This window comes from Flavobacterium sp. KACC 22761 (genome assembly GCF_034058155.1).
GTDB lineage: Bacteria > Bacteroidota > Bacteroidia > Flavobacteriales > Flavobacteriaceae > Flavobacterium.
Genome location: NZ_CP139148.1, coordinates 3222717 through 3247325 on the forward strand (window position 1 = coordinate 3222717; position 24609 = coordinate 3247325).

The following is a 24609-nucleotide window of genomic DNA, read 5'->3' on the forward strand; positions in this document are numbered from 1 at the left end:
AAATCATGAACAAAAAAATAATTTTAAAAATAGTATCCTTCTTTGCGATTGTCTTGATGATGGGATGTCAAAATGATGATTTCACTTTTGGATCAATTGACTCACCAACAAATCTCAAAGTTACGGCTGAGATTATTGGTAAAACTACTGCAGCTCCAAACGGAGACGGTTCAGGAACGGTAAAATTTACAGCTAAAGCTGATGGTGCAATATCCTATAAATATGTGTATAGTGACGGAACATCTGATAATGCTCCAAACGGAGTAATTACAAAACGTTTTACAAAAACAGGAGTAAATACCTATACGGTAACTGTAATTGCTTCTGGAAAAGGTGGCGTAAGCACGACAACAACAACAGATGTTACAGTTAGAAGTGATTTTAGTGATGCTGAAGCTATACAATTCTTGACTGGCGGTACTTCTAAAAAATGGTATTGGTCGGCTTCAGAAGCTGGACATTTAGGAGTTGGTCAAAATGATGGTGATGCAACTAAAAACTATTATGGAAACTATTATCAGGCTGGACCTTGGGAAAAAGCAGGTTCACCAACCAGCAGCTGTTTATATGAAAATGAATTGACATTCTCTCTAGAAAGTGGCCAGCTTAAATTCCAATTAAACAATGGTGGCGCAACATTCTTTAACGCCGCTTTCGAAAGCGTAGGAGGAGGAAGCTCAGGTTCTGATGCTTGTTTGGCTTATGATACTTCAGGCAAAAAAACAGTTTCGTTGAGTCCTTCAGAATCTGTGGTAATGAAAAATCCAAATCATGCAACGCAAACAAGAGGAACAATGATGAACTTTTCAGATGGCGGATTTATGGGGTATTATATTGGTCAGAGTTCGTATGAGATTTTATCGATTACGGCTAACAGAATGGTAGTAAGAGCTGTTATGGGCGGAAATGCATCATTGGCTTGGTATCACATTTTTACGACTACAAAACCAAGTCAAACTCCAACCACACCAGATAAGGATTATACAAATCTAGTTTGGTCTGATGAATTTAATACTGATGGGGCGCCAGATACTTCAAAATGGGTTTACGATTTAGGACGTGGCGACAACGGATGGGGAAATAATGAAAAACAGAATTACACGAATTCGTCAACAAACGTAATTGTTCAGGGAGGTAATTTAAAAATTACAGCTAAAAAAGAAGCGTCAGGAGGGGCTGATTATTCTTCAGCTAGATTGAAATCTGAAGGGAAATATAAATTTACCTACGGAAAAGTTGAGGTACGTGCAAAACTTCCAATTGGTGGCGGAACTTGGCCAGCGATCTGGATGCTTGGAGCAAACTATGCTACAAATGCGTGGCCGGCTTGTGGAGAATTGGATATTATGGAGCATGTAGGAAACAGCCAGAATGTAATTCATGGTACGCTTCATTATCCTGGACATTCAGGTGGAACTGCTAATACTGGTTCAAAAACGATTGCAAATGTTTCGACAGAATTCCATATTTATAAAACAATCTGGAGTCCTGAAGCTGTAAAAATATATGTAGATGATCAGTTAATTCATTCGGTTCCTAATGATGCGAGTTTGCCTTTCAACAAAGACTTTTTCTTAATTTTGAATGTCGCAATGGGAGGTAGCTTTGGCGGTAATATTGATGCAGCTTTCACGCAGTCTTCTATGGAGATTGATTACGTTAGAGTGTACCAATAGAGTATAAATTAATTAGTAAGAATGAAATGAGAAGGTCAGTTTAGGCTGGCCTTCTCAATTTTTATAATTTTAAAAGAAACTATGAAAAAGGTAATTATGTTGCTGTTGATCAGCAGTGCTTGTTTTGCGCAGGAAGTAAAAAGAAAACTCATTTGGGAAGAAAATTTCAATAAAAAAGAATTGAATGAAAAAGATTGGAATTTTGAAATAGGCGACGGTTGTCCGAATCTTTGCGGTTTTGGAAACAATGAAAGACAGGTTTATACCAAAACAAATCATGAGTTTAAAGATGGAAATCTAGTCATAGAAGCCAGAAAAGAAGGTGCAAAATATACTTCGACAAAAATAACGACTAAAGGCAAAAAAGAATTTAAATACGGCCGAATTGAAGCCAGAGCAAAATTGCCTGTTGGTCAGGGAATTTGGCCAGCATTCTGGATGCTAGGAGCTAATATTGATGAAATTCATTGGCCAAAAGCAGGAGAAATTGATATTTTAGAATATATAGGACGCGATCCCGGAATGGTTTATACAACGCTACATACGCAAGACAGCCATGGAAATACGATCAATACCAAAAGAACGCCTTATCCTAATATTGAAGAAGGTTATCACATATTTGCAATCGAATGGACAAAAGAAAAAATGGATTTTTTTGTAGATAAAACATTGGTGTACACTTTTAATCCGCCAGTAAAAAATGAAGATACTTGGCCATTTGACAAACCTTTTTATATCATTGTCAATTTAGCTGTAGGAGGAAATTTTGGAGGACCAGAAGTTGATGATAAAATCTTTCCACAAAAGTACTATGTCGATTACGTGCGCGTGTATCAATAGTTTTTTGTTTTAAAAAGACATAAATTATTTTTAACTGCTTAATTGTAAGTAATTTATGTCTTTTTGTGAATGCAAATAATTTGCTGATTTAACGGCCTTTTCCAGTAAAAATTAACTTATGTGTCTATTTTTTAAGTTTTTATTGTTAATTATTCTGCGTTTTATTTGCTTTTTAAAATAATTATTTGTTAAATTTGGTCACTTAATTAACATAACTAAAAAAAGAGAAGCCTATACAATAAAATTACTTTTTAGAAAATTACTCCAAATTAAAAACTAAAAAAGTAGTATTATGGCTCATCTGCACATTCCAGACGCTCTGTTAGTGAAAAATTATATCGATGGCAATGAAGTTGCGCTGTCGACATTAATCAAAAGGCACGAATCTAAGATTTATGGTTTCATATATTCTAAGATTGCTGATAGAGATATTTCAAATGATATTTTTCAAGATACTTTTATTAAGGTGATCAAAACCTTAAAAAGTAATTCCTATAACGAAGAAGGCAAATTTTTGCCTTGGGTAATGCGTATATCACATAATTTGATTGTAGATCATTTCCGTAAAACCAAGAAAATGCCAATGTATAGAGAGACCGAAGAATTCTCAATCTTTTCTGTAATGTCTGACGATTCGCTGACAATTGAAGGCAAAATGATTCTGGATCAAGTCGAAGTTGATTTAAAAAGATTAATCGAAGAGCTTCCAGACGATCAAAAAGAAGTGCTAGTAATGCGTATGTATCAAGACATGAGTTTCAAGGAAATATCAGAGTTGACGGATGTTAGCATCAATACAGCACTAGGAAGAATGCGCTATGCATTAATGAATTTGAGAAAAATAATAGATAAACATCAAATTATTTTAACCAACTAATACTAATTTGATTATTAACCCGTTATACTATATATAAATATCTCTATAGTATGGCAAAAATTTACTCTAAAAAAGCATTAGCTTCTAAAAATTTAAAACCTAAAAAAGAAGTAGTTTCTTTTTTACTAAGTTATTCACAGGCATTGACTGTTGTGAAAATTGAAAATAGAAACTTTGATATTATAGCAAATTAGGCAATTGGCAATTACGCTAAAAGTTTATCGCTAATAAAAAAGCCAAATGGTCGTTTTGGTTTAAAGCTCACTTCAGTATGTAAAATACTGATAGTGAGTTTTTTTTTGTCTGTTTTTAAATAATTTAAAATTTTGAGCGAATCGACACTTTAAAAAAAAGTTAAATTTTAAATAAAAAAATAATAATATTTTATTGCGTATTCAGTTTTTAATTCTATTTTAGATAAAAAAATAAAATGTTTGCAGAAAATAATGATAAATAATGTTATTTATAATGTAAATACTGTTAAAATTTGATTTTTTAAAAAGTGATAAAATGAAAATGTTTAATTCTCAAAAATATTTAATATGATAAAAAACTACTCTCGCTAATTATTCAGTTTGATGATTTTTGAATCCATACAAAAGGATATCAAAATGCAATTTTGTCCAATTTTTGGAAAACCAGCAAAATTGTTTACGAAAAGAACCCAATCTATTTAACAATCAAACTTGATCTACAATGAAAATGAAATTTATGATTTTATCAATACTATTGATAAATGTTGGAGCATATGCCCAAAAAGCACAAATTAAAGATGCGCAGTCTCTTTTTGATAAAGGTAATTCACAAGAAGCACTAATAATTTTAAACAAGACCGAATATCTTATCATAAACGCGCCGGATGAGGATAAATCTGATTTTTATTTTTTGAAAGGAAATGTATATAAGGATTTAGCCAGTAAAAATATTGATGCAGCAAACAACTTCAGTCTTGCATCACAAGCTTATCAAGATGTGTTTTTGTTTGAAAATGAATCTGGAAAGTTCAAATTTACCGTAAAAGCGAGTGCCGCTTTAAAAGACATGAAGTCGAACTTGGTAAACGGTGCTATGGCCGATTTCAAAGCGGGAAAATTTAAAGAAAGTGCAGAGAAAAGCTATAAAGTATATTTGTTTGACAAAAAAGACACGCTGAATTTATACAACGCAGCTTCGTCGTCTATAAACGCTAAAGATTATAATTCGGCTATTAAATATTACGAAGAACTAAAGAAAAAGAATTATTCGGGAAGTGGCGTGCTTTATTATGCTACAAATAAAAAGACAAAAGAAGAAGATGCTTTCCTTTCTCCAAAAGCAAGACAATCAGCAATTGATCAAGGCCTTTATGAGAAACCAAGAACGGAATCAGTTCCTTCAAAAAGAATTGATGTAAATAACAACTTAGCATATTCTTATATGGAGAATAAAGATTATGCTAAAGCAGAAGCGATATACAATTATGTTTTAGAAATGAATCCTAATTATATTGATGCTTACATTAACCTTGCATATTTGAAATTGCAGCAAAAAAAGGCAATAGCTGATGAAATTGCAAACTTGGGAACAACTCCAAAAGAAATGCAGCAATATGACAAGCTAAATGCTAAAAAAGATGATATTGCAAGAAGTGCAATCCCATATCTTAAAAAAGCGCTTACAATAGAGCCTAAAAATCCAGATGTAACAAAAACACTTTTAGGAGTTTACAGGTCTCTTGATATGACAAATGAATACAATGCTTTAAAAGCTGGAATGTAAAATTAGATAATTAGAAAATATGATAATTAGATAATTTATAATAGTTGTTTTAAGCAAATTATCTAATTATCTAATTGGCCATTAAAAAAAAATATAAAGGGGCAAAGGTTTAAAATCTTTGCGCCTTTTATTTTGTCATTTCTTCGATTATGGATTTCTTTCCTATAGTTCTGGTGATGATATCTTTTTCTAAACTCCAGCCACGCGCGGGTGAGTATTCGCGTCCGTACCAAATGATTTGTAAATGAAGATCGTTCCATAATTCTCTCGGAAATAATCTTTTAGCATCTTTTTCTGTCTGCGCAACGTTTTTCCCGTTCGAAAGATTCCATCTGTACATTAATCTATGAATGTGCGTATCAACCGGAAAAGCCGGAACGCCGAATGCTTGTGACATTACAACACTCGCCGTTTTATGTCCAACAGCCGGTAAAGCTTCAAGTGCCTCAAAACTTTGAGGTACTTCGCCATTGTGCTTTTCGATTAAAATTTCAGATAAACCATGAATTCCTTTAGATTTCATTGGCGATAAGCCACACGGACGAATAATTTCCTTGATTTCCTCCACCGACATCTTCACCATATCATACGGATTATCAGCTTTTGCAAACAACAAAGGTGTAATTTGATTCACACGAACATCTGTACATTGTGCCGAAAGCAAAACAGCAATTAATAAAGTATAAGGATCTTTATGATCTAGCGGTACAGGTATAGTAGGGTAGAGTTCTTTTAATGTATCGATGACAAATTGTACACGAGCTTCTTTATTCATTTCGGTGTTTTTAGAGTCGTAAAAATAGTGTATTTTTGATGATGTGCCTAATCCAGCTTTCCGTTTCAACTCCTCATTGTGCCAGCAACATTTTTAAGTATTTAAAAGAGCTTCCTTTGGTCGCTTTTTAAATACAAAAAATGTAAACTGCCACAACTCCGGGGTTTTCACTGCAATCTGGGGCATGAAAAAAGTTATGAATTATGAGTTATGGATTATGAGTTATGAGTCGTCTTTGTTCTTTGCTCTTTGCTCTTTATTCTTTTTTCTAAAGTATAAAATCTAAAATAAAACATATGACAACATTAAAAGCAGGCGATAAAGCGCCAAACTTTTCGGGAATTGATCAAGAAGGAAAAACACATAAATTGGCAGATTACGCCGGGAAAAAATTAGTAGTTTTCTTTTATCCAAAAGCAAGTACACCAGGTTGCACAGCCGAAGCTTGCGATTTAAGAGATAATTTTCACCGTTTTCAGGCTAATAATTATGAACTTCTTGGCGTAAGTGCCGACAGCCAAAAAGCACAAACAAAATTCAAAGAAAAATATGAATTACCGTTTCCTTTATTGGCAGATGAAGACAAATCGGTTATAAATGCTTTTGGAGTTTGGGGACCAAAGAAATTCATGGGAAGAGAATTCGACGGAATCCACAGAACCACTTTCGTAATCAACGAAAACGGAATTATCGATGAGGTAATCGAAAAAGTAAAAACAAAAGAACACGCAGATCAGATTTTGAAATAAGTTTTCAGTCGCAGTTTTCAGTTTTCAGTTGTCACCCTGAGCGAAGTCGAAGGGCACTCCAATTGGAACGTGGGCTTCGACTTCGCTCAGCCTGACAAACTGCGACTGAAAACTGCGACTGAATACTAATAAAAAAAGTCCCAATTAAGGGACTTTTTTATATTAAGAATTTTGCTCTAGCTCTTTCTGTGGATGATATCCAAAAAGATGATGTTCTTTTATGATTTCGGCAACTCCAGAAGGAAGCATTGGTTCCCATCCGGATTGTCCTTGGCCAATCATTTTTAATACTTGACGAGAGAAAATATTTAGGATATTTGGGTCATAATCTTTAATATCTACTACTTTTCCGTTGAATTTAAAGAATTTGTATAATTCTTTCATTCGAGGATGCACTTTTAAGTTGTCTGAAGTGATAATTTCGCCATCTTCGCCCAACATAGGATATAAGAATACTTTCATATCTCGGTAGAATAATTTCCCGAAAGCTTCCAGAATTCCTCCACTCAAATGACGGTAATATTTCTCATCAAAAATATCTACAAGGTTGTTTACTCCCATTGCTAATCCCATACGGGCTTTAGTATAATTAGAGAAGTATTCAACCACTTTATAGTATTCTTGGAAATTCGAAATCATAACCGTTTGACCTAGCGAACAAAGCAATTCGGCTCTGTCCATAAAATCACGTTCGTCAATCTCACCATCAGAACGCAGGTTCGAAAGTGTAATTTCAAAAACGGTTAAAGTATTGTCTTTGTCAACTTTATTTTCGCTGAGAAACATTTTTAATGATTTCTCATACATGTCAAGGTTTACATTCGTTACAGGACGAAAACTTCCTCTAAAAGCCAAAAGATTCTTTTTGTACAAAACAGCAGCCGGCAATACGTTCTTTCCTTCTGGGTTAAACATTACGGCGTCTGTCATTCCGTTTTTAACCAACTGTAAACTCATTAATCGGTTGTCAACATCGGCAAAACGAGGTCCGGAAAAGTTGATGGTATCAATTTCAAGCTGATCTTTGTCTAAATGGTCGTATAAATAACGCAATAAACGTTTTGGATCATTGTATTTGTAGAATGCACCGTAAATTAAGTTAACACCTAAAATTCCGAGAGTTTCTTGTTGTAAACGGGCATCTGTTTCTTTAAAACGAATATGAAGTATAATTTCGTTGTAAGCTTCGTCAGGTTCGATTTGGTATCTAATTCCGACCCATCCGTGGCCTTTAAATTGCTTGGCAAAATCTATGGTTGCTACTGTATTGGCGTAGCTGAAAAAAAGTTTGTTAGGGTGTTTTTCTCGACTTAAACGTTCTTCGATCAATTCACCTTCAAACGTCAACATTTTTTTTAGTCGATTTTCTGTCACATAGCGTCCGTCAGATTCAACTCCGTAAACGGCATCACTAAAATCTTTGTCATAGGCAGACATCGCTTTTGCAATTGTTCCCGACGAACCTCCGGATCTGAAAAAATGCCTAACGGTCTCTTGTCCAGCGCCAATTTCGGCAAATGTTCCGTAAATATTCTCGTTTAAGTTAATGCGTAACGCTTTGTCTTTTATAGAAGGAATCTGTTCGATGACCTTGTCACCTTTGAGTTTTATTTCTGTACCCATTTTATTTTAAATAGATTTGTTACAAAGTTAGTAAATTAGGCTTCTAATGAAAGAGAAATAATCCTATTTTTGTAAAAAAATTAAGTTCAATTGAAGGTCTATTTTTTAGGTACTGGGACTTCTCAAGGTATCCCGATTATTGGGGTTGATCATCCCGTTTGCAAAAGCACTGATGCTAAGGATAAAAGGCTCCGAGTATCCATCTGGATATCGTGGGACGAGCATTCTTATGTTGTAGATTGTGGTCCTGATTTTAGACAGCAGATGCTTTCCTGCGGTTGTCGAAAACTGGATGCTATCTTGTTCACGCATGAGCATGCAGATCACACTGCTGGATTGGATGACATTCGTCCGTTTAATTTCAGACAAGGTGAAATTCCTGTTTATGCACACACACGTGTCATTGAAAATTTAAGACGCCGTTTTGAGTATGTTTTTGAGACCGTAAACAAATATCCTGGAGCGCCGAGTGTCAAAACCATCGAAGTTGAAAACAATAAGGCTTTTGCTGTTGGCGATAAACTGGCAATTCCAATTAATGTCATGCATGGCGATTTGCAGGTTTTTGGTTATCGCATAGACGATTTTGCTTATTTGACCGATGTTAAAACAATTGAAGATGCTGAAATTGAAAAACTGAAAAACTTAAAAGTATTGGTTATAAATGCACTTCGCGTTGAACCTCACGATACTCATTTTAACTTGCAGGAAGCGCTTGATTTTATAAATCTTGTCAAACCTGAAAAAGCTTATTTAACGCATATCAGCCATGTATTGGGTTTTCATGAAGAAGTACAAAAAACACTTCCAGAAAATGTTTTTCTGGCTTATGACAATTTAGAAATTACAATTTAATTATACCACAAAATGAAAAAATCCTTAATGCTTTATCTTTTTCTCCTGGCAATATTAATGAACGTTTTTACCTATACGTTTTATAGCGGTGAAGTGAAATTTGAGAAGGAGAGATACGATAAAACAACTAAGAAACTAAGAGACAGTATAAATTTAGTTACTGAAAAACTAGCTGAAGCCGATTATTTCTCATTAGAGCACAATGAAAATGCTCAAAATTACTTTGACAACAGCGCTTCTGGCGGAAAAGTGATTTTATACGAAAAATTGATTCCTGTTGTAAAAGAGAAATTATTGGACTTAAATGCTGGTCCAAAAGGAAATCCATATACAGGACAAGATATGATTGATGGAAAGAAGTTTATCATCAATAAAATTAAAATTTTAAACCACAGATGGATTATTGCAGATTATAGCAATGGCGAATTATGGGGAGAAGTCTTGTTAAAATATTTTGTAGATAACGATGATAATATTACATTTGAAGTAAATCAAAGTTGGTTATATCAAAAATAGGATTTTATAATCCTATTTTTTTTGTCCAATTTTAAAAACTATAGGATTATGAAAAAGATTATTTTAGTTGCATTTATTGTGGTTAGCTCATTTTCTTGTGCTAAAAAAGTTTCGCCAGAAAAGTCAGATTCGCAAGAAGTAAAAGAACCGAAAAAAGAAGCTATCGTTGGAGCTGATTCAGATGAGCATGGTTGCAAAGCTTCAGCTGGCTATACTTGGTCGGTTTTGAGAAAAAAATGTATTCGAGTTTTTGAAAATAGCACAAGATTAAATCATGCTGATGATGGAAAAACGTATTCTACTGTTTCCTACGTGATTTTTGACGGAAATAAAGCCGAACTTTTTTTAGACACTCAAAAAGAATCTATTGTTTTAGAAAGAAAAGCAGAAGGTGATTCTTGGATAAATGGCGATTGGCAATTAATTCCGTGGAAAGGATATGTTTTGAAAAAAGGGGAAAAGATACTTTATACGGGACAATAAAATTTTAGTATTCAGTCTCAGTCTCAGTTTTCAGTCTTGATTTTCGAAAAACTTTGTCAAAGTTTCAAACTTTGACAAAGTTCTAACTGAAAACTGAAAACTGAAAACTGAAAACTGAAAACTGAAAACTGAAAACTGTGACTGTGACTGCGACTGTGACTGAAAACTTAAACTATTTCTTTAATAAAATCAGAAGCAACAACCTGAGCAAATTCTTCGTTTAAGCTCGCTAAAGCAGTTTGGTGAATTATTTCTGCGGAGAATTCTTCTCCATTTATCCCTTTTTTATTGAAAGTTGCTGTTGCATCAGCAATTAAATATACGTTATAACCAAAATTCCCTGCCATTCTAGTTGTTGTTGAAACGCAATGATCTGTTGTTAAGCCAACAATTACAAGATTGGTGATGTTGGAATTATCAAGAAGTTCCTTTAAATTGGTTCCGATAAAAGCACTGTTGATATTTTTTTTAATGATTGTTTCGCCTGCAAGAGGTTTTACCACGTCTTGAAATTCATTCCCCGGATTTGTTTCGTTTAAAATCGAATTCGGATTTGAAGAACAGTGCTGAACATGGAATATAGGTAGTTTTTTACTTCTCCAAATTTCTAAAAGCGCTCCTGCTTTTTGTTCGGCATCAACATTGTTTCGATCTCCGCCCCAATACGCAACATCATGAAAACCTTTTTGGATATCAATTAAAATTAATGCTGGATTATTAAGTTTTGTGCTCATTTTTAAAGTTTTTAATTGCTGTTAAACTCTGACACTGAAAGCTGTGACGGAATACTTAATTTCCTAGCCAATTCCTAAAATCAAAGAAATTTTGTGGTGAAACGCCATGTCCCACGGGATATTCTTTGTAAACAACAGGAATAGCTAATTTCTCTAAAATTGCAGGCGTCTTTCTTGCCCATTCAATCGGAATGACTTGATCTACAGTTCCGTGTGAAGCGAATATTTTTAAGTTTTTGAAGTCGTTATTTTCAAATCCTTCTTTTATAATTTCTTCGTTGAAATAACCGCTCATCGCAACAACGCGCTGAATTTTTTCTGGATAAGAAAGGGCAGTAGCATAACTTAAAATTGAGCCTTGGCTGAATCCAATTAACGTTACATTATTGGCATCAATTGGGTAATTTGCCACTAATTCATCAATAAAACCAGCAATTAGATCTCTTGAAGTTCTAGCTTGTACATTATCGGTAAATTTATTTTGATCTGCATCAAAGTTGATGGCGTACCAAGCATAAGCGCCATATTGCAAATCATAAGGTGCTCTTGCAGAAATGATGTAGTAATTATCTGGAAGTTCAGAGGCAAAAGAAAATAAATCGGCTTCGTTGCTTCCGTATCCGTGCAATAAAAGCAATAGCGGATTTTTATCTAAAATTGCTTTTGGTTCTCTTATTTTATATTCTAAAGATAGATTCATTTTCTAATTATGAATTGTAAGTTGTGAATTGTAAGTTGTGAATTATGAATTTTTCACTTTGTCAAAGTTTGAAACTTTGACAAAGTTTTTAAAGTTTCAAGTTTGGAATTAAAAAATTAACTAATGTTTTTTAGTAATTTTTGATAAAGACCGCCAACTAAAGGCATCGGTCTAGTTTGTCCCTGAATGGCACTAAAAATTCCGTATGTCCATAAAACAGAAACGCAAATCCACATTGGGAATGTGATGTAAAAACTATCGAAATTGCTAACGATTAATGCTAAGGAAACAAAAGTTATCGATATTCCCGCTGCTTGGCGAATGTGAAAAGAAGCAAAACTGTTTTTGTTTTCAGAATTCATGCTCATGGCAATCAAGACGCCCACTATTAGAATATAGCTGGTAATAGCAATTGATTTTCCTTCTTCGACTGTGTTATTCATTGTATTATTTTGTAACAAGTTGATTTTGATTGAAAATTCCGTACACAGAACCTTGGATTTCAGTTCCTAAAAAAGCAGAATTTTTAGATTTTGAAAGAATGTTTTCTTTCGTAAAAGTTGATTTTCCTTCAGTAGTAAATAAAGTGAAATTAGCTTTTGCGCCTTCTTCAATTGAATTATTTTCTAAACCGAAAATAGTTCTTGCTGAAGTTAGTTTTGCAACAATAGTTTCGACCGGTAAAACAGTTAATAAAGCTCCGAAAGCACTTTCTAAACCAATGGTTCCATTTTTGGCCATATCAAATTCCATTTTTTTGAATTCAATATCAATCGGATTGTGGTCTGATGTAATCATGTCGATGGTTCCATCAGCAATTCCGTTAAGTAAAGCCTGTCTGTCTACTTCAGTTCTTAATGGCGGAGTCACTTTAAAACGTGTGTCAAAACCGTCTAGTTTTTCATCGGTTAAAACCAAATGATGTACAGAAACACTTGCAGTTACATTTAAACCTTTTGCTTTAGCTTCTCTGATCAATTGAACTGATTTTGCTGTAGAAATTGTTGGAATATGAAGTTTTCCGCCTGTATATTCCAATAAAAATAAGTTTCTTGAAATCTGAAGTTCTTCGGCTAGATTTGGAATTCCTTTTAAGCCTAATCTTGTTGAAACAATTCCTTCGTTTGCAACACCATTTCCTTTGATGTTTGGATCTTGTGAGTAAGCGATAACCAATCCGTCGAAATCTTGTACATATTGTAAAGCGATTTTCAAAATATTAGCATTGTCGATGCTTTTATTATAATCTCCAAACGCAATTGCTCCCGAATTTTTCATGTCAAAAAGTTCTGCCATATCTTTTCCTTCACTAGCTTTTGTCAAAGCACCAATTGGAAAAATTTCTGTCGCAAAACCATTTGCTTTACTTTTTACAAAATTTACTTGTGATTGATTGTCAATAATGGGCAATGAATTTGGTTGCAAGGCAATTGCCGTAAAGCCACTTTTTGCCGCAACATTCAATCCGTTTGCGATTGTTTCTCTGTCTTCGTAACCTGGTTCTCCAAGCGAAACACTGCTGTCAAACCAGCCTTGAGAAACATGAAGATTTTCAAATCGTACAACTTTGGCATCATCGTTTGGAAGAGAAACACCTATTTTTTCTATAACACCATCTGCAATTAAAAGATCAACGGTCTGATTGTGAAACGGACTTTTTGAGTCGATAATTTTGGCGCTTTTGATGATTAGTTTCATATGTAGATTATTTTATATCGTAAAATGATTTTGTAAAATGTCCGATGTTTTAAGAATCAAAACAGGTTCTATTTTACAAATTTTATAATTGCCATTTCTAATGCTAAAAATAACAGGGCAAAGATAACAAACCATTTCCAAATTTGGCTGTCTGTTCGTTCAGTTTGTAACGTATTAAAAATGGTCGAAATTGTATCGGCGGTTTTGAAATCGGAAACTACGTTTGTGTTTACCTGACTAAGGTCGCTTTCCGTTCTTTTGTAATTGAAACTAAAGTTTTCAACCCATTCTTTTTTGTCAAAAACGCTATAATTTCCAGCTGTTTCAGGGAAATCGTTAAACGTTAATTTAACTTTATTGTTTAAGATTTGCTGAATTGGAATGAACGAATCTTCGGTTCCTTTTACTTCTAAAATTGCATCTTTTGTCAATAAAACATCAACAAAATAAGGCTGATTGTTTCCAATGGTCAACGCGTTAACTCCTGTTTTTTGGTTGTTTGTCGCAATTTTATAAAATAAAGGAACGATTAAAGGCGATTGCTGAAAATTCGAATTGACGCTATTTATTGGTGCCGAAAAAATAGTAATTCCGGAAACCGAATTTTGAATTGCGGTTACAAAAGGACTTTGGTCTTCATAAGATAAAACAGCCGGATATGGACTTGAAACCGCAAATGAAGAATTTGTCTTTGGATATTGAAAATTAGTGATTTTGTTTTCAAAAACTCCTGAAAACAAAGGGTGATCAAAATTGATTTTGGTAATCAATTTGCTTTCGGTTTTTAAATTATTAAACTGAACTTTTCCAAAGTTTGCTAAGAAAGTGTTGAAGTTGGAAATTGAAGTTTTTTCAGAAGGAATAATAACTAAATTTCCGCCCTTTAAAACAAAACTTTTAAGAGTTGTTTGTAATGCCTGCGGAATCTCAACTAATTCATTCAGAATAATGGTGTTCTGTTTTTCTAAAGTATTATAATCTAAAGAACTGATCGAATAATTATTGTAATTGAATTCGTTTGGGGTATAAATTCGGGCTAAGAAATTGCTTTTTTCCGGTTCACCAATGCTGATTACGTTTGTTTTTTTGTTTTTTGAAATACTGAAATACAATTTATTGTCATACGTCAATCCGTTATCTTCAATCGAAACATAACCATGAAAAGCTTCTTTCGGAATTGTAAAATTGATTTTCTTTTTCTTTGCGTCAAAATTGATTATTGTTTTAGCAATCAGTTTGTTTTGATTGTACAATGCAGTCGAAATTGGGCTGAAATCGTCACCATAAGCCGATAAGTTTACGCCAATTTCGTAGAAATTCTCTAAAGTTTGGTTGATGTAAACGCTATCAATCGAAACGTTGTTTTTTTGTTCTGCTTCTGGAACTATGAAATACGGTTTTTCTTCAAAATCAATATTTTTGACATCTTTTTCTTTTAAGCCAACAGCATCTGTAATAATCACAATATCCTTTTTATGTGCCGATTTGTGTGCTTTTATTTTTGCAATAATAGAAGTAAGCTCAAATGGCGAAGCACTGTAATTTAAATTTTGAAGCGCGCTTTTCGACGATTTGATATCGGTATTCCAATAGTTATCAGTGTTTGTCAAAAGTGAAAACTGTGTCGTTTCTGGAGTGTTTTCCAATAATTCTTGAACGGCACGTTTCAATAATTCGCCTTTTTTGCCTTTTGCTTGCATACTGAATGAATTATCTAAAACAATATACATTTCATTCGTGGCATTTTTGCTGTCTTTTGCTTCAAAAAAGGGTTGAGCAAAAGCAATAATTGCACATGTCAGAAGTAATAATCTCGTGGCAAGTAATAATCGTTTTTTGATTTTTGAGCTTTTACGAGTCTGAATGGCAAGCTCTTTCAGGAAACGAACATTGCTGAAATAAGAAGTCTTAAAACGTCGTAATTGAAATAAATGAACCAAAATTGGAACAATCAACAAAAACAGAAAGTATAGAATTTCGGGATGTTTAAAATGCATTCTGGCTTCGATTTACTTCGCTACGTTTTGTTTTTCGCGAAGATGCAGTCAAAAATACAAATTTTTGGTCAAACCATATAAGTTATATAAGAGATTATAAGGAAGTAGTTATTGCGTTTCAGTTAAATGAACTTTTATGACTTATATGGTGGAATGTAACAAAAAAATGTAATTTTTCTGGTTCTATTTGTAATGATGAAAAAGATATTAATGCGTATTTTAGCGTACTCAAAAAAACAAATTATGAAAAGAATATTTTTAGTTTTATTTTCAGCTTTAGTGCTAACAACAGCAAAAGCTCAAAGTAAATTCAATTTATTAGTTGGAACTTATACCAATAAATGCCAAAGCAACGGAATTTATGTTTATGAATTCAATGCTGCATCGGGTGATTTTAAGCTTAAAAATTCTTCTGAAAATGTAATAAGTCCGAGTTATTTATCGGTTTCGCCAAATAATAAATTTATATATGCGGTAAATGAAAACGGAACTCAAAGTGCTGTGAGCGCATTTGGTTTTGATGCTGCTTCTGGAAAACTTAAATTTTTGAACACAAATGATGCTTTAGGAGCCGATCCTTGTCATTTGATCAATGATGACAAAAATGTAATTGTAGCCAATTATTCTGGTGGAAATATTGTTGTTTTTAAGAAAAATGCAGACGGAAGCATTACAACAGTACAACAATTAATTCAGCACGAAGGAAAAGGACCAAATGTGGCACGTCAAGAAAAAGCACACGTGCATCAAGTTGTTTTTTCACCAGATAAAAAGTTTGTTTTATCGAATGATTTGGGTTTGGATAAAGTGTTTATTTATAAATACAATCCAACTTCTAAAAACGAAATGCTGACTTTAAAAGGAACTGTTGACGTTAAATCAGGAAGCGGACCAAGACATTTAACGTTCAGCAAAGACGGTAAATTTGTATATTTAATTCAAGAGTTGGATGCTACTTTAACTACTTTTAGTTATGATAAAACAGGAAATTTGAAATTAATTGCTGAAACAAGCATTTTGCCAAAAGATTTTAAAGGCGCAACAGGTTCGGCGGCAATAAAGATTTCGCCTGACGGAAATTTCCTTTATGCGACTGATCGTGGAGATGTAAATGCAATTTCGGTTTTTAAAATTCTAAAAGATGGTAAAATCGAACTAGTTGAACAGCAAAGTACTTTAGGAAAAGGGCCAAGAGATTTTGCAATTGATCCATCAGGAAATTATCTTTTGGTTGGACACCAATACACTAATGATATTATTATTTTTAAAAGAGATAAAACAACAGGAAAACTTACTGATACTAGTAAAAAGATTGAATTGTGTTCGCCTGTAGGTTTAGTTTTTACGAAAATTTAGTAAAAAAAGTTGCTAAGATACTAAGTTACTGAGCTCCTAAGATAAATAGCAAAAGGGTGAAAATTCATTGGAATTTTCACCCTTTTAAGTTTGTATAAAAAACTTAGAATCTTAGTAGCTTAGAATCTTAGCATCTAAAAAAGTTATTTCTTTTTCTTCTTTTTCTCATTTCTTGTTTTCAACATATTTCGGTTGACAGAACCATGAGTTTTCTTTTTGGTTTTTGAAGGTCCACCAAGATTGACTTTTTGATTCTTTTTTGATTTTTCGTGAAAAGCACCGTCACCTTCAAGCTTTGGTTTTTTCATTAAAAACTTTCTTGGTAGTTTGTCTTTTTCAGCTTCTATTAGCTTTTCTGAGATTTCAACTTCTTCAGGAAAATCAACAATGTCAAGCTCTTGATCCATTAAAAGTTCTGTTTCAATTTTGAATTCTTCTTCTCTTGGCGTAACAAAACTAATTGCAGTTCCTGTTGCGTCCGCACGACCTGTACGACCAATTCTGTGCATGTACAATTCTGGTTCTTCTGGAAGTTCGAAATTGATTACGTGTGTGATATTTGAAATATCCAAACCTCTCGCCATAACGTCAGTGGTGATTAAGCCTCGAAGATTTCCTTCTTGAAATTCGGCCATTGTGCTCAAACGATAATTTTGAGATTTATTAGAGTGAATGACACCAAATTGTCCTTCAAAAAGCTCATCAATGCGATTGAAAAGCATATCTGAAATCTTTTTATTGTTTACGAAAACCAAAATTCGACTCATGCTTTCGTCGTTTTCAAGTAAATGCTTCAATAAATTTACTTTGGTATTGAAATTCGGAACGTTATAGGTAAGTTGCGTAATTTTTTCAAGCGGCGTTCCTGATGGAGCAAGTGTAACTTCTTCAGGAAAATCAAAATAATCATTCAAGAGATCATCCACTTCATCTGTCATTGTTGCCGAGAACAGAATGTTTTGACGTTTGGTTTTCATCATCGCAAAAAGCGCAGTCAATTGCGGTCTGAAACCTAAATTCAGCATTTCATCAAACTCGTCGATAACCAGTTTTTGAGTTTCATCAAAACGAACAACTGCGTCAAGCGCCAAATCCATTGTACGACCAGGTGTTCCAACTAAAATGTCGACACCTTCATAAACGGCTTTTTTTTGTGTATTGATGTTTACGCCTCCGTAAATTCCCAAAGTTTTAACCGACATATAGGTAGTTAGTTTTTCTACTTCTTCTACAACCTGAACTACTAATTCACGCGTTGGAACTAGTATTACGATTTTGGGTGTATTGGTATGTGTAAATTTATAAAGTTTTAAAAGAGGCAATAAATAAGCAAATGTTTTTCCAGTTCCGGTTTGTGCAATTCCCATCATATCACGTCCAGACATGATTACAGAAAAAGATTTTTCCTGAATAGGAGTAGGCGTAACAAATCCTAATTCGTCAACTGCTTTTTGTAATGATTTTGGGAGATTGAATTTTTCGAAAGTGCTCATTTGCATTAAATTTTGTGCAAAGATAGCTATAAATAGCTGAAAAATCGGCATATGTTAAAAATTACGATAGTTTAAAGCTTTCGTATTTCTTAAAAACCGACTAGAAAAAGCTATAATAATCGCTTTATTCGCAATAAAAGTTCGTTCGGATTAAATGGTTTTGCAATAAAATCGTCAACACCCAATTCAAAAGCTTCTTCTACAGTGTTTTCTTCTTCGCCAAGCGACGAGAGTGCAATTACACGAATATTTTGGAAGTTTTTTTTGATGTGATTAATAATTTCTAGACCCGATTTCAACGGAATAATGATTGTGGTAATCACTAAATCTGGCAAAATAACCGGAATACGTTCTAAAGCATTCATACCATCTCTGGCGATGCTTATTTTGTAACCTTCTTTTTTTAAAATAAATTTTAGAATTTCAATTGCCATATCATCGTTTTCGATGATCAAAATTTTTTTTTCGCTGATACCCATTTTGCTGTTTTTGGCTTTTATTTTTTGTATAGTTCGATTTCATCAATCATAACCATAGGTTTTTTATTTTTTCGTAATCTCCATTCAGGTAATTTGGTTTGATTTTCTATGAGCACTTTTATTTTGGCAAAAGTACTAAGGTTCAGGTTTTTAAATTCCCATGATTTTGTTGTAATTTCATAGTCTTCTGTTAAATTATCATAAATTTTCTCCTCTATAAGTTTCCATTTCTGATCTTTAAAACCGTAAATTTTGATTTTTTTTGGTGGAAAAATCCAATGTCTCTGATCTTCAAGAAAATTCAATTTTATAAGATTAAAATCTAATTTTTTGGTTTCGATTTCAAAAGAAGGATTTGTGCCGTACCAGCCAATCCAGTTAATATTAAAATCTTTGTAGCCTCGATTTCCATCGACAAGTCCGTAACTTCCTTTACCTTTAAAGTCATCCGAAGGTTCAGTTATAAAATTGACTTTTAAATCTTCGCCCAAATGCGTTACTGTGTTTTCACATATTTTTAGCCATTCTTGATAATATTTGTCAGGCGAAAGTCCGTCTTCACTTAATTCGTAAATTCCAAAATCATTACAGGATTTGCTGAAATTTTGAACTCTTTCAGTCAATTTATCTTTGACTTGTTTTTCTCCATTATCATTTACGATAAACATTCCGTGTTGGTTTTTTCCATAAAATTTGGATTGCTCAAAATAAACAAATTCAAGACCCAAGCGAAGTTTTAAGACTCGTGATTTTAAAACGGTATCATCGGAGACAGCATCAGAAGCCAATTCCAGCAATTTATCGTATTGATCCATTGCTTCAGGCGTTAAAAAAGTATTTCGAGCCTGAACCGGACCGGAATAAATATCGAGATAGGAATTGCTTTTATTTTGATTTTCAATCAGAAGTTTTAAATAATCACTTATATGTGGCGCTGCTTTTCCATAAAAACCTCTTAAAAAATCGGCTGTGACGGCTTTGATGTCAATATTGGTATCCCAAAGTAATTTCGCTAAGAGATATTGTCGCAATTCTGAAAAATCTCCGGGAACATCGGCATAACCTTGAACAAACAATCCTTTGACTTTGTTTTTTTCAAAAAGCTTGTAATTGCTCTGAAAAGACTCAAAATTTGGAAAAGGCGACATATAATTAGAAAACTGAACGGTATAATCCCAAAGGAGTAAATGTGGCGAAGTCTTGCTCCAATTCTCTAATACTTTTACAAATGAAGGCGCGCTTTCATTTGAAATTGCTTTTCCTCGGTTTAATTCTATTGGGCATAAAATAGTATAAATATTTGATGCTATTTTTAAATTAATCGGCGGTTTGAAAGTATGCAAATAGGCAAGCGTCGTAATTTTTGTATTTGGAAAATGAGCTGCAATTTTATTCAAAAAATAATAGAAAGAGCCTTGTGGTCCGCCGAATTTCTCATTTAATTTTCGGCATTCTGTACATTCGCAATATACTACATCATCATTTTGGCTAACGGAATAAAATTGAGCATCAGGTTTTTCGGCAATAATTTTAGCCATTTTTTTCTCTACCAAATCGATAACGGTGTCGTTTGTCATGCATAAAGATTCGCCGTTTCTTTTTCCTTCATACAAAGCAAAAAGCTTTGGATTGCTTTTAAAATATTCCTTTGGCGGAACAAGAACATTAAATGAATGCCCCCAAATGCCAAAATCATCAATGTGCCAATCGAGTTTGTGCCAATCGCGAAAAGCTTCGTCATAACAATCAGGAAAAAATAATGCACGATAATCAAAAGCGGGTTGATAGCGTTTTGTGAAGTTTTTAGGAAATGAAAATTCAGTCACTTTTGGAATATAGGTTTCTGTCGCAGTAAATTTTCTGAATTCCCATATTTCCAATAAAGTATAAACTGCATATCGCAGGTATTTTGGATTTTGAGCAATCAAATAAATAGATTTTGAATCGCTTTTGATTAGAAATTCGGTTGGTTTTAGTTTTTCAGTATCTGAAACTTCGAGAATAATTTCAGACGCATCATCGCTTTTATTTTGGGTAATATTTTCAAATTGTCTTCCAAAAGCCTTGTCAATATATTTTTTTAAAATCAAAGCGGCATCACGGCTTTCATCAGATTTAGAAATAATGTTGTTTTTGTGGGTTATAATAATTTCAGACTGAGCCATTATAGTTAGGTTAAATAGGAGAAAAAAGAGGAGCTGTAATTTATGGTAAGGCTTCTTTTTCATAATTATTTAAAATTTATATTGCAGTACAAAGGCAAAATCAAGTTCGGTTTGAAATTTATTTGCTGTATATTCCTGTTCATTGTCAGTAATCATGAATCCAACGATATAATGGCTTTTTATTAGCTTAAAAAAACCGGCGCTCAAGCGATATGATCGCAAAGATAATCTGCTTTCATAATCTGCTGATCTTGTTTTGTCATCTGGGGAAGTTCCGTAACCAGCAATTAGTGCGATGTAATCAAATTTTGTTTTATAATAATATCTCGAAGTCAGTGTAAAAGAAGGGCCTTCGCTTTGGATATACGATCTTAAATTAACCCAATAAGAGCCAAAATATTTTCCGATTCCAATATTTAAAGTTTTTACATTACTGTCGTCATTCATCAAAATGTAACGAACTCCCAAATCGGCTTCCCAACCTTTGTTGAAATTGTGAAAAAAGGAATAGCCTAATCTTAATTTTGGAAACGCATCATCTTGACTATAAGCGACATCAATGTATGAATAGTTTTTCTTTTTTGCAAAAAGATAAGATTCTACTTCAAACTGCAGACCGCTGGTCATCACCGAATTTCCTGCAAGTCTATTGGCATAACTCACTCTTCCAATTAAGCTTCCCCAAGAGCGTTGCCTTAAATAATCAACACTTCCTAAATGCCAAGGCCCAACACCATCGCGACTAATCGTAGTGTAATTGTAATAGGCGCCCATGCGATCCATATTGATTTGCGAATATAATTCAAAAAGACGCTGTTCAATATCAGGATCATGGGGGAATTTTTCTCTGATGGATTTTAAATATTTTGCTTCGTTTTTAGTATCATTTTGTAGTGAATAAAAAGCAATCCTTTTAAGGCGGAATGTTTTTTCTTCAGGGTATAATTCTATTGCCTTGTTTGCAACTGCAACGCCGTCATCATATTTTTCTTCCTCAATATCTAAATTGATCAAATAAATAAAAGCTTCCTGATATTTCGGGTTTTTGTCGATGACATAATTGTAATAATATCTTGCGCTGTCTTTTGCATTTACAAAATCATAATTGCGTCCTAGAGCCAAATGAAAATCAAGATAATCTGGAGCCAGTTTTTTTCCTAATAGAGCTCTTTGAATATTGAGCGTATAATCAGGATGTTTGGTTTGCATATCCTTGGTGATAACAATCAATAGGCTGTCGGTATCTATTTTCTGTGCTTTTATATTTTGGACAGAAAACAGAATGATCCAGATCATTAGGCATGTATGTAAAACGTTATTGTGTTTCATAATTGCATTATTTTTTGTTTGGTTGATCAAAACCTTTTCGAACCATGACGCCCCATTTTTGTTCTTTTTTTCCAAAGAAATACCAATATCCTTTTAGTGAAGCATAAACATTTACCGGATGATACACAAAAGGCTCAATTGCCGCCATTGCAATCAAGGTGAGCAGTTCTTTGTAGCTAGAATATGTCCTGTATAATGTTTCATCAATCAATATTGAAATTATAGTGACGGAAAAATAAAAAAGATACACTAAAAGACTCACAATAAATAAATACTGATAGTTTATTATACCAAGTATAAAACTGACTACCAAGATAATGACTCCTATAAATTCAATTATTGGCACTAAAAATTCAAAACTGAAAAAGAAAGGCAAAACCAGAAATCCTGTTCTTCCATATTTTGGGTTCAAAAACATTTTTCTGTGTAGATATAGTGTTTGTATAAGTCCTCTTGCCCAGCGTATTCTTTGTCTCAAAAATATTTTCCTTGTGCTTGGAACCTCAGTCCAGCAAAGTGATTCGGGAATATATTTGATTAAGAATTCTTGGTTGGTATCGTGCATATATCTTCGCATTCTTGTGACAAGTTCCATATCTTCCCCAAGCGACTGATGCCAATATCCGCCGGCTTTTACAACTATTTCCTTGTCAAACATTCCGAGTCCGCCCGATACTAAAAGCAAGCCGTTGATTTGGCTCCAAGCCATTCGGCCAAATAAAAAAGAGCGAACGTATTCTAATTCCTGAAAACGCGGATACCATTCCTTTGGATAATGTACTTTAAACAAAAAACCTTCTTTTACATCGCATGAATTCGAAATTCTGATTCCTGCACCCGTAGCTATAATTTGGATGTCGCTTTCCATAAAAGGTTTTGCCAATTTAAGAATAGTGTCTTTTTTTAAAATGCAATCAACATCAGTACATAAAAAAAGAGGATATTGTGATGAATTTATGCCTGCATTTGAAGCATCGGCTTTGCTCTTGCCGTTTATTTTGTCTACAACAAGCAATTTAGAATAAACAGGATTTTTGGATCGGTAATGGCCTCTTACGGGCTGTGTCGGAATTTTTTCCTGATAATAAAAATCAAATTTCACCAGCTCAAATTCGGCTATCAATTTTTCGAGTGTATCATCAGAGCTTCCGTCATTTACAATAATAATCTCATATTTGGGATAAGTAAGCGAAAGGAGCGATTTTACATTATAGACAATATTTACACCTTCATTGAAAGCCGGTGCTACAATTGAAACTCCTAATATATGATTAGAACGAAGCAAAACTTCTTCTTCAAGATAACGCTGATATTTGACATGCCTTATGATTGCCAAATAAGATAAAATGGCTAAAAAGACATAAAATAAAATATAAGCGATAGAAAATATGCCTGCAAAAATTGCATAGCAATGAATCAGCAGGTAAAAAAAATCCTGGATCATAATTCAATTTTTCTAATGTGGTTAATCATTTTTTGAGTGTCAGGATCTTTGAGCCCTATTTTGTCTATGCCAATAGTATCTATGTTATTATAACAAAAAACCATTTTTAGCTTTACATCTTTTATTTCTTGTTTTGGAATTTCATTTTCTAAAAAGGTAATTGTTTTTTTTGTGCCTATTACAGCCAAAGTTTCTAATATTTCTATTTGAGTATCTCGCGTTTCATAAGGAAGGATAGAAAGAAGTTCATCTTCTGCCTCATATAGAAAAAGTTCGCGAATGGCAATAATTACATCAGTTCGTAATGCTTTATGTTCGTGATTAAGCAGTTTTATAATCTCAGCCGATTTGTTTCTGTAGTTGTAAAAAACCATCGTCATTACAGCTAATTTCAAAATGGCCTTGTTTTTGGAATGGATCCAAAAATCAATGTCTTTAGGCATTGGAATATTCTCTGAATGAAGTACATCCATCACTTTTATAGTTGTAATACGAGAAACTTTGACAGGTATTTTGTCCAGAGCCAGCCAGTTGCCTTTTGAAAGTGCTAAAAAAGCAATATTAGCATTCGACAGAATGATTTTGTTGGGATGTAGCAAATATTTTTTGATCATCAAAATTCCTGGCGTGTATCCTAATGCCTGAAAATGATAAAAACCAGTGCATTTTTTGTATTTTCTGAAATCTCGGATCAAACGCGCTGAGTAACGATTCAATTCAAGCTGTTTGTAGATTGCCAAGATATTTTTAGCCGTTTTCCCTTTTAAATTACTTTTCATCCGAATCATGTCGTCGATCAGCATCTCTTTACACCAGTTTCTGTGTAATGGAATTTCGGATTTGAATTCCGAGATTTTATAATTTAAAGTATTTTTATCTGGTTTTGAAAGTGTAATTTCAGTTAAGAAAACTTCTGATTTGCGAATAATGCGGGAGCGATACGGCAGCGTGAGTTGATAACGTATTCTTTTAAAAAGAAGAATTACGATTAAAGATGAGGTTAGGAATAAAAAAAACGGGATGACAAAATATTTGATATAACCTATAAGTTGCTCCATACCA

23 protein-coding genes are annotated in these 24609 nt (G+C 33.5%); 10 read left to right on the top strand and 13 right to left on the bottom strand.

Features of this window, described 5'->3' with window-relative positions:
* Positions 1-5: 5 nt before the first annotated feature.
* The 5 genes from SCB73_RS13910 to SCB73_RS13930 all read left to right on the top strand — a co-directional run bounded on the left by SCB73_RS13910 (position 6) and on the right by SCB73_RS13930 (position 5151).
* A complete protein-coding gene (locus SCB73_RS13910) occupies positions 6-1676 on the top strand; it encodes a glycoside hydrolase family 16 protein (RefSeq protein WP_320566818.1) in 1671 nt (556 codons plus the stop codon).
* Positions 1677-1757: 81 nt separating this feature from the next.
* Positions 1758-2516, top strand: a complete 759-nt coding sequence (locus tag SCB73_RS13915) for a glycoside hydrolase family 16 protein (RefSeq protein ID WP_320566819.1) — start codon at positions 1758-1760, stop codon at positions 2514-2516.
* Between the two features lie 292 nt (positions 2517-2808).
* Positions 2809-3393, top strand: a complete 585-nt coding sequence (locus SCB73_RS13920) for an RNA polymerase sigma factor (RefSeq protein ID WP_320566820.1) — start codon at positions 2809-2811, stop codon at positions 3391-3393.
* A 50-nt stretch (positions 3394-3443) separates the two neighbouring features.
* Positions 3444-3587: a hypothetical protein gene (locus tag SCB73_RS13925; protein ID WP_320566821.1), complete on the top strand. Its 144-nt coding sequence runs from the start codon at positions 3444-3446 to the stop codon at positions 3585-3587.
* A gap of 502 nt (positions 3588-4089) precedes the next feature.
* Positions 4090-5151, top strand: a complete 1062-nt coding sequence (locus SCB73_RS13930) for a tetratricopeptide repeat protein (protein ID WP_320566822.1) — start codon at positions 4090-4092, stop codon at positions 5149-5151.
* A 127-nt stretch (positions 5152-5278) separates the two neighbouring features.
* Here the strand turns inward: SCB73_RS13930 and SCB73_RS13935 are convergent, their stop codons facing one another.
* The gene (locus tag SCB73_RS13935; RefSeq protein WP_320566823.1) at positions 5279-5926 is read right to left on the bottom strand and encodes an endonuclease III domain-containing protein; all 648 of its coding nucleotides are present in this window, start codon (positions 5924-5926) and stop codon (positions 5279-5281) included.
* 296 nt (positions 5927-6222) lie between these two features.
* Here SCB73_RS13935 and bcp point away from each other — a divergent pair, with 296 nt between their 5' ends.
* Positions 6223-6675, top strand: coding sequence for a thioredoxin-dependent thiol peroxidase (gene bcp / locus SCB73_RS13940; RefSeq protein WP_320566824.1), 453 nt, complete (start codon positions 6223-6225; stop codon positions 6673-6675).
* Positions 6676-6837: 162 nt separating this feature from the next.
* Here the strand turns inward: bcp and SCB73_RS13945 are convergent, their stop codons facing one another.
* Positions 6838-8298: a TonB-dependent receptor gene (locus SCB73_RS13945; protein WP_320566825.1), complete on the bottom strand. Its 1461-nt coding sequence runs from the start codon at positions 8296-8298 to the stop codon at positions 6838-6840.
* A 90-nt stretch (positions 8299-8388) separates the two neighbouring features.
* Between SCB73_RS13945 and SCB73_RS13950 the strand changes: the two genes are divergently transcribed.
* The 3 genes from SCB73_RS13950 to SCB73_RS13960 are packed head-to-tail and all read left to right on the top strand — an operon-like array spanning position 8389 to position 10152.
* Positions 8389-9153, top strand: a complete 765-nt coding sequence (locus SCB73_RS13950; protein ID WP_320566826.1) for an MBL fold metallo-hydrolase — start codon at positions 8389-8391, stop codon at positions 9151-9153.
* Positions 9154-9165: 12 nt separating this feature from the next.
* Complete coding sequence (locus SCB73_RS13955) at positions 9166-9669, top strand: hypothetical protein (RefSeq protein ID WP_320566827.1); 504 nt, start codon at positions 9166-9168, stop codon at positions 9667-9669.
* Between the two features lie 48 nt (positions 9670-9717).
* Positions 9718-10152: a hypothetical protein gene (locus SCB73_RS13960; protein WP_320566828.1), complete on the top strand. Its 435-nt coding sequence runs from the start codon at positions 9718-9720 to the stop codon at positions 10150-10152.
* 167 nt (positions 10153-10319) lie between these two features.
* On the opposite strand, the gene SCB73_RS13965 is transcribed toward SCB73_RS13960, so the two are convergent.
* The 5 genes from SCB73_RS13965 to SCB73_RS13985 all read right to left on the bottom strand — a co-directional run bounded on the left by SCB73_RS13965 (position 10320) and on the right by SCB73_RS13985 (position 15281).
* A complete protein-coding gene (locus SCB73_RS13965; protein ID WP_320566829.1) occupies positions 10320-10886 on the bottom strand; it encodes a cysteine hydrolase family protein in 567 nt (188 codons plus the stop codon).
* 55 nt (positions 10887-10941) lie between these two features.
* On the bottom strand, positions 10942-11586 hold the full coding sequence (locus SCB73_RS13970; protein WP_320566830.1) for an alpha/beta hydrolase: 645 nt from the start codon (positions 11584-11586) through the stop codon (positions 10942-10944).
* Between the two features lie 116 nt (positions 11587-11702).
* The gene (locus tag SCB73_RS13975; RefSeq protein ID WP_320566831.1) at positions 11703-12029 is read right to left on the bottom strand and encodes a hypothetical protein; all 327 of its coding nucleotides are present in this window, start codon (positions 12027-12029) and stop codon (positions 11703-11705) included.
* 4 nt (positions 12030-12033) lie between these two features.
* On the bottom strand, positions 12034-13284 hold the full coding sequence (locus SCB73_RS13980; RefSeq protein WP_320566832.1) for a dihydroorotase: 1251 nt from the start codon (positions 13282-13284) through the stop codon (positions 12034-12036).
* A gap of 68 nt (positions 13285-13352) precedes the next feature.
* Entirely contained in the window at positions 13353-15281 is a 1929-nt protein-coding gene (locus SCB73_RS13985) for a BatA domain-containing protein (RefSeq protein ID WP_320566833.1), read from the bottom strand.
* A 243-nt stretch (positions 15282-15524) separates the two neighbouring features.
* Here SCB73_RS13985 and SCB73_RS13990 point away from each other — a divergent pair, with 243 nt between their 5' ends.
* Positions 15525-16637 carry a lactonase family protein gene (locus SCB73_RS13990; protein WP_320566834.1) on the top strand — a complete coding sequence of 371 codons (1113 nt, stop codon included), beginning with the start codon at positions 15525-15527 and terminating at the stop codon, positions 16635-16637.
* 143 nt (positions 16638-16780) lie between these two features.
* Here the strand turns inward: SCB73_RS13990 and SCB73_RS13995 are convergent, their stop codons facing one another.
* The 6 genes from SCB73_RS13995 to SCB73_RS14020 all read right to left on the bottom strand — a co-directional run bounded on the left by SCB73_RS13995 (position 16781) and on the right by SCB73_RS14020 (position 24605).
* Positions 16781-18130 (bottom strand): DEAD/DEAH box helicase, encoded by a 1350-nt coding sequence (locus SCB73_RS13995; RefSeq protein WP_320566835.1) that lies wholly within the window; start codon positions 18128-18130, stop codon positions 16781-16783.
* 110 nt (positions 18131-18240) lie between these two features.
* Positions 18241-18609: a response regulator transcription factor gene (locus SCB73_RS14000; protein ID WP_320566836.1), complete on the bottom strand. Its 369-nt coding sequence runs from the start codon at positions 18607-18609 to the stop codon at positions 18241-18243.
* 17 nt (positions 18610-18626) lie between these two features.
* On the bottom strand, positions 18627-20774 hold the full coding sequence (locus tag SCB73_RS14005) for a DUF4838 domain-containing protein (RefSeq protein WP_320566837.1): 2148 nt from the start codon (positions 20772-20774) through the stop codon (positions 18627-18629).
* Positions 20775-20843: 69 nt separating this feature from the next.
* Positions 20844-22103, bottom strand: a complete 1260-nt coding sequence (locus SCB73_RS14010) for a YaiO family outer membrane beta-barrel protein (protein ID WP_320566838.1) — start codon at positions 22101-22103, stop codon at positions 20844-20846.
* A gap of 7 nt (positions 22104-22110) precedes the next feature.
* Complete coding sequence (locus tag SCB73_RS14015; protein ID WP_320566839.1) at positions 22111-23547, bottom strand: glycosyltransferase family 2 protein; 1437 nt, start codon at positions 23545-23547, stop codon at positions 22111-22113.
* Complete coding sequence (locus tag SCB73_RS14020) at positions 23544-24605, bottom strand: hypothetical protein (protein WP_320566840.1); 1062 nt, start codon at positions 24603-24605, stop codon at positions 23544-23546. The genes SCB73_RS14015 and SCB73_RS14020 overlap by 4 nt, the downstream gene beginning before the upstream one ends.
* Between the last annotated feature and the right edge of the window lie 4 nt (positions 24606-24609).